Annotated in this window: 7 protein-coding genes; 1 reads left to right on the top strand and 6 read right to left on the bottom strand. The window is 46.0% G+C overall.

Features of this window, described 5'->3' with window-relative positions; genetic code table 11:
- Positions 1 to 282: 282 nt before the first annotated feature.
- Entirely contained in the window at positions 283 to 822 is a 540-nt protein-coding gene (locus MJ770_RS10380) for a hypothetical protein (protein WP_239253689.1), read from the top strand.
- A 93-nt stretch (positions 823 to 915) separates the two neighbouring features.
- Here the strand turns inward: MJ770_RS10380 and mtgA are convergent, their stop codons facing one another.
- The 6 genes from mtgA to MJ770_RS10350 all read right to left on the bottom strand — a co-directional run.
- Entirely contained in the window at positions 916 to 1,611 is a 696-nt protein-coding gene (gene mtgA / locus MJ770_RS10375; RefSeq protein ID WP_239253688.1) for a monofunctional biosynthetic peptidoglycan transglycosylase, read from the bottom strand.
- Between the two features lie 17 nt (positions 1,612 to 1,628).
- A complete protein-coding gene (gene aroE, locus MJ770_RS10370; RefSeq protein WP_239253686.1) occupies positions 1,629 to 2,507 on the bottom strand; it encodes a shikimate dehydrogenase in 879 nt (292 codons plus the stop codon).
- A 424-nt stretch (positions 2,508 to 2,931) separates the two neighbouring features.
- On the bottom strand, positions 2,932 to 3,894 hold the full coding sequence (locus MJ770_RS10365; protein WP_239253682.1) for a tetratricopeptide repeat protein: 963 nt from the start codon (positions 3,892 to 3,894) through the stop codon (positions 2,932 to 2,934).
- Between the two features lie 415 nt (positions 3,895 to 4,309).
- Entirely contained in the window at positions 4,310 to 4,693 is a 384-nt protein-coding gene (locus tag MJ770_RS10360; protein WP_239253681.1) for an ExbD/TolR family protein, read from the bottom strand.
- Positions 4,694 to 4,730: 37 nt separating this feature from the next.
- Positions 4,731 to 5,390 (bottom strand): MotA/TolQ/ExbB proton channel family protein, encoded by a 660-nt coding sequence (locus tag MJ770_RS10355; protein WP_239253674.1) that lies wholly within the window; start codon positions 5,388 to 5,390, stop codon positions 4,731 to 4,733.
- A 6-nt stretch (positions 5,391 to 5,396) separates the two neighbouring features.
- Positions 5,397 to 6,053, bottom strand: a 657-nt coding sequence (locus MJ770_RS10350) for an energy transducer TonB (RefSeq protein WP_239253670.1), incomplete at its 5' end; no start/stop codon positions are given.

Below are 6,053 nucleotides of genomic sequence, written 5' to 3'. Positions count from 1 at the left end.
ACCTAAAATCAACAAACAACTACGATATAACCTAACGAAAGTGATCAATGCCAAATACCACTAGATCAAGCAAATTTGGTATGTGGCATGCCTAACATAAAACACGCTCTACCATTTTGTTTGCACTATGGTTTTATATGGCAATACTCCTTAACGGAGCTGAAAAATAATCGTACTATCCATATCACCCTAAAGTAAAGAAAAATACTTCTCATTCATGCATACTAAGCACATGTTGTCGTTTAATTTTTTACCGTAGCATTTGCAACCAGGAGAAACAGATTGAAAGCTTTAATAATCACCATATTTGTTACAGGCATCTTCATGCTTACCGGATGTGCCAATCCGGGGCTAAATAATGCGGCTAAGCCAACAATCAATTGGAATGACACTCAATCCATTTCAAGTGCAATTAGTGTTCAACATGACGACTTAAAAAAAATCACAAACTTTAAGGGGCCAAACTATAGTAACGGTATTCTGGACTCAGTTTCATTACGTGCGTTGAAATCGGATGAGGACGACAGGTTCAGTTATCAGATTTACGTTACGGATTACTACCACGGCGATTGGCGTTTTTACGATACGGCGTCCGATTCAAAAGACAACAATCTCGTTATTAAACTTAATTCACGAGATGTCAGTTCTTGCGATTACCTTACTTGCGCCCATCAAGAACATCTTGGCATTGATGTGTCGCGGGAGTACTTGGAGGAAAATCAAGAAAACGGTATTGTCTTTAAGGTTAGCGGTAAAGGGGGAGAAAAGACTTGTATCATTCCTGGAACCTATATCAAAGCATTCTTATCTGTCGCCACATAGATGAACCCGTTATGCTTTAAGTTAGAAACTTCGATAGTTCAAGTACGATGAGGAATGTGATTCATAGTCGTAGTACATTGCGTTGAGGCACCTTCAAGGAATTTTCGCGGAATTCATACGTTTTAGAATGATTTTCGATTTCTTTAACATACCTGGTGCTTCACGATGTTGGTCGTAATAGCGCGGATTAGGAACCATGGCGGCCAGTTTGGCGGCTTGTTCCGGAGTAAGTTGGGCTGCGCTGACGCGGTAATAATGTCGAGCAGCTGCCTCTGCACCAAACACGCCATTGCCCCATTCAATGACGTTTAAATAAATCTCAAAAATACGTTGTTTAGTCATAATTTTTTCCAGCATTATGGTGATGAGAGCCTCTTCTGCCTTGCGCCATGGTGTGCGTTGGGTGGATAAAAATAGATTTTTTGCCAATTGCTGGCTGATGGTTGAGCCTCCCGCTACGACCTTACCCTTTTTCAAGTTTTTTTCATAAGCTTTCTGGATACCCGCCCAGTCAAATCCTTCGTGGTTAACGAATTTTGCGTCTTCAGAAGCAATCAGTGCGCGTTTGAGATTCTTGGATATCTTTGCATAGGGCACCCACTGGTGCCGTAATTCAGCATCTGGATGCTTGCTTTGCATCATGAGCAGCCGTTGATCCATGAAGGCGCTGGTTGAGGGGTTGTGTTTTACCCACCTTGCGATATGCGCAAAAAACCACAGTTCATAGAGGAATAAACATAGCAGCAGCGTCAGGGCTATGCGCCATGTCCACGGCCATAACTTTTTCATGACGTGGCCTTGGCTACTTAATTCAAACGCAGTTTGGCGATGACGGGGGCGGTATCGGGGCGTACGTTGCGCCACAGAAAGAATGATTCGGCGGCTTGTTCAACCAGCATACCGAGCCCATCTGCAAGTTGTGCTGCGCCTTGTTCTCTGGCAAAAATCAGGAAAGGGGTTTCCTTTCCATACATCATGTCGTAGGCCAGCGCATTTGGCGCAAAAATTCCCCTGTTATTTGTGTTTTCCCCATTTGTTACAGGTTCATCAGGAGAAGAGTGGGATTTGGCGCAATCGCCGCGCGGCAAAGGTGGCAGTGAATCTGCCAAGCTGCTGGACGTAGCGTTAATCACACAATCAAATTGCGAACCTGTAAGTTCGGTATAGCTACTGCCCTGAATGGCACCGTGCGCAGAAAATACTGAAGCTAATTGGTGTGCCTTGTCTTCAGTGCGATTCGCAACCGTGACAATTGCACCTGCATTGAGTAGTGGTAGTGCCACGCCATACGCTGCACCACCTGCCCCCATTAACAATACGCGCTTGCCATGTAGTATGAAATCAAGATTACGTTCGATGTCAGCAACCAACCCTGCGCCGTCGGTGTTATCGCCAATTATCTCTGCACCGTCGAATTTCAGTGTGTTCACGGCCTGAGCCGCGTGTGCGCGGGCGGTGAGTTGAGTGGCAAGCTGGAACGCCTCAAACTTGAACGGAACGGTTATATTAATGCCGCGCCCCCCTTCTGTACGGAAAGCCAACACAGTATCTCGGAAGCCATTAAGCGGCGCGAGTACGGCCCCATAACTTAAATCCTGTCCGGTTTGACTTGCAAATTGGGAGTGAATCAGCGGTGATTTACTGTGTGAAATGGGATTGCCAAATACGGCGTATCGGTCAGTCATAATTATGCTTCAGAGTGGTTTATCTGTATTTTCATAGAGATTTTATGATGAAGAAGGAAACAATAATGGAAATTTAGTTCCTTATATCAGATTATGCAGAATAGCATCTGCTGATTTCTGTACCAAATGTCTCAACGTGACAATTACAGGTGTCACTTTCACACAATTCTATTTACTCCACCAGGATACGATTTTGGCGTGTCAGGACTCAAGGGTGACTCTAAAAATTCAAGCTTGATAGCAAGCCCAGGTACGAGTAAAAAATTATAGCGCCGTATTATGTTGATATGTAGGTGATAGTTTTTTCGAGAAACGCCGTATTGTGACGCAAAGCGGTATGCAGGCAAGCCGCAAAGCGGCTGCTTGCAAAATTTGATATTAGAGGTGGCCTCAATATTGGTCAGTATCCTTGGATACGTCTGCATTAATTGTGATTCATCGCATCAAGCGCTGATTGCGCTTCTGGATCTCCCTGTGCAGCGGCCCTTTGATACCACTTTTCAGCTCTAGCTGGATTTTGAGACGTACCTTCGCCATCGCGATACATATGACCAAGAAGAGTTTGTGCAACAGGATAACCTTGCTCAGCAGATTTCTGATACCACGCTATGGCTTTAACAGCATTTTTGGTTACACCCTCACCACTGCGATACATTCCACCAAGTATAAATTGTGCACCTGCATCACCCTGTGCAGCGGCCTTTTCATACCATTCTATGGCCTTAGCGGCATCCTTGGGTAACCCTAACGACCCTTTGCGATACATCATACCAAGTGCATATTGTGCACTGGCATCTCCTTGTGCCGCAGCTTTTTGATACCACTCTACGGCTTTAGTAGCATCCTGGGCAACACCGTCACCATTGCGATACATCCAGGCAAGTTTAAGTTGCGCACTCGCGTCTCCCTGCACAGCGGCTTTTCCATACCACTCAACGGCTTTAGCGGCGTCCTTTTCTACACCCTCGCCATTGCGATAAACATTACCAAGCATGGTTTGCGCAGCAGCATGGCCCTGATTAGCCGATTTCTGAAACCACTCTATGGCTTTAGCATAATCCTGATCTACACTATCGCCATTGCGATACTTTATACCCAGAGCATATTGGGCTTCACCATCCCCCTGCGCAGCTTCTTCCTGAAATGACTCAATTGATTTGGCAGGCGCTGCACGCTCATTAAAACCTTGATCATTTATACGATCTGACTCAACTTGCTCTCTTATAATTTCAGTTTCAGTGACCTGTTGTCTTGATGTCAATTCTTTTTTTTGTGTCAATTCTTTTGATACGCCTGAACTCTCTTTATCGGCCGATTTTTCAGTAGTAGCGCAAGCGGCAAGAATTGTGACAAAGCAGAGCAAAGTTGTCAGTTGTGTGAATTTCATGGTGAGCTTTCCAGAGTTTAGGATTTGAATTTGTCAGTTTATTTTACTGTAGGGTGCCTCTAAAAATTCAAGTTTCTAAACAAGACAAGACACGAGTAAAAATTTGAGCGCGGCATATAGTTAATATGTAAACGATAATTTTTTAGAGTAACGCCCTATTGTGACTAAAATTGGATTTTTAGTGATGCCCCTTATCTGATTGCTAATAATAACAAGTAACTTCATTCATCCTCAAGATGCACAATCAAGTAAAAAGTACGCAATTGACTCGATCAGTTATATGGATTCAAGCTGTATTTTTCTCGTGGATCTTAAAAGGAAGACGCCACGCAACTTTGTTACTCGCCGGTACCACAGTGATCATTGCTCAATTAGAAATCTGATATCCACAAATGCAACGGCTTGATTAATAGCCCTACTGAGTAATTGTTACAAAAGACAGATTGGCTACTCCGGCACTTTGCGCAATTGCCATAAATTCAGCCACGCGCCCATAAGGAACAGTTTTATCAGCCTCAACTTTCATGAAAAACAGCGGATCAATCGCTCGCTGTTTTAAAACATCTGCCAGTTGTGCGTCGCTCATCGTAATATTGTCTAGCTGGATATTTCCATTCGCATCCACAATTAAATGTGCTGGAAGCAACTTCTCCTGATCGGAGGCAGCTTCGACTGCTGTTGTTTTAGGCACGCTGACTGTAAGCGATTGCGGCGTAAGCAGTGGTGCGGTAACAATAAATACCACCAGCAGCACCAACATCACATCTACAAGCGGCGTTACGTTGATTTCGCTCATCATTCCCTGTTGCGAAGAATTACTCATTGCCATGATGACCTCACAGTTTGAAGTTATGTTTAAGTGCCAGTCGCACAAAGTCGTGTGCGAAATTTTCCAGCTCTGTTACTTGCACGCGCAGGCGGCGCAAAAAATAGTTGTAAGCTAACACGGCAGGAAGCGCAGTGGCGATTCCGATAGCAGTCGCAATCAGCGCTTCGCCTATCGGTCCGGCAACCACGTCCAGACTGGCCGTACCGCTTAAGCCTATATCCTGCAAGGCATGCAGAATGCCCCAAACGGTGCCGAACAAACCGACGAATGGAGAGGTCGAGCCTATGGTAGCGAGTTCAGCCAAGCCGCGTTCGTGATTGCGCTGAATATTTTCTACCTGCTGGCGCAGCATGCGTTCCAACACGTCTTGCGGCGCCCCCATGTGTTGCAGGTCTTGCCGTTGTTCAGCACTTAAATTTTTTACTTCGTCAAAACCCGCTTGAGCCAGCCGCGCCAAATCACTAGTACCTTGCTGTGCCACCTCAGCCGCAGAGTGCCAGTCGCGTGCTGCCCAGAAGGCTTCACTGAATGCACTATTAGCTTTGTCGTTCCGCATCTGTCGTCGCAACTTGAGCAAGGAAATTGACCAAGTGGCTACCGACAGCAATACGAGAAGCAACAGTGTGGCCGCTACAACAGTAGAATCAACAGCAAATAGATCGTTCATGTTTCGTTAATCTTTCATAGAAAAAATGATTGGTACCTTGAACCATTTGTTAATCGCTTCTCCAGCCCTGCGGGCAGGAATGAAGTTCCAATCCCTTACGGTTTTCAAAGCTTGCTTATCCAGTATGGTGTGACCGCTACTCTCAGCCACATTGATTTGACCGCATGAACCATCGGCCAACACTTCAACATTCAATATCACCTTGCCTTCTAAGCCCAAGCGGCGTGCTGCAAATGGATATGCCGGACTCTTATTTTTAAGGTGATAAAATGCTTTGTAGCTTGGCTCAGTTTCTTCGGCTTTGAGCCGAGCCATTTCGGCTGCGGCAAGCGCTTTGGCTTTGGCATCTGCTTCCGCTTTTTCTTTGGCAAGTGCAGCTTCACGTTCCGCCTTTGCTCTTGCTGCTTCCTGCTCAGCTTTAAGACGTTCTGCTTCCGCCAATGCCCTTGCCCTTGCTGCTTCTTGCTCAGCCTTAAGACGTTCTGCTTCCGCCAATGCCCGAGCTCTTGCAGCTTCCTGCTCAGCCTTGAGACGTTCTGCTTCCGCTCGTGCTCGCGCTTGTTCTGCTTCGCGTTCTGCCCGTGCTCTGGCTGCTTCCTGTTCTGCTCTGAGACGTTCTGCTTCCGCTCGTGCTCGCGCTTGTTCTGCTTCGCGTTCTGCCCG

Origin of the sequence: Candidatus Nitrotoga sp. M5 (assembly GCF_927904885.1) — a bacterium.
Lineage (GTDB): Bacteria > Pseudomonadota > Gammaproteobacteria > Burkholderiales > Gallionellaceae > Nitrotoga.
Note: the sequence above shows the minus strand (reverse complement) of the source record. Positions and strands in the feature narration are given on the sequence as shown.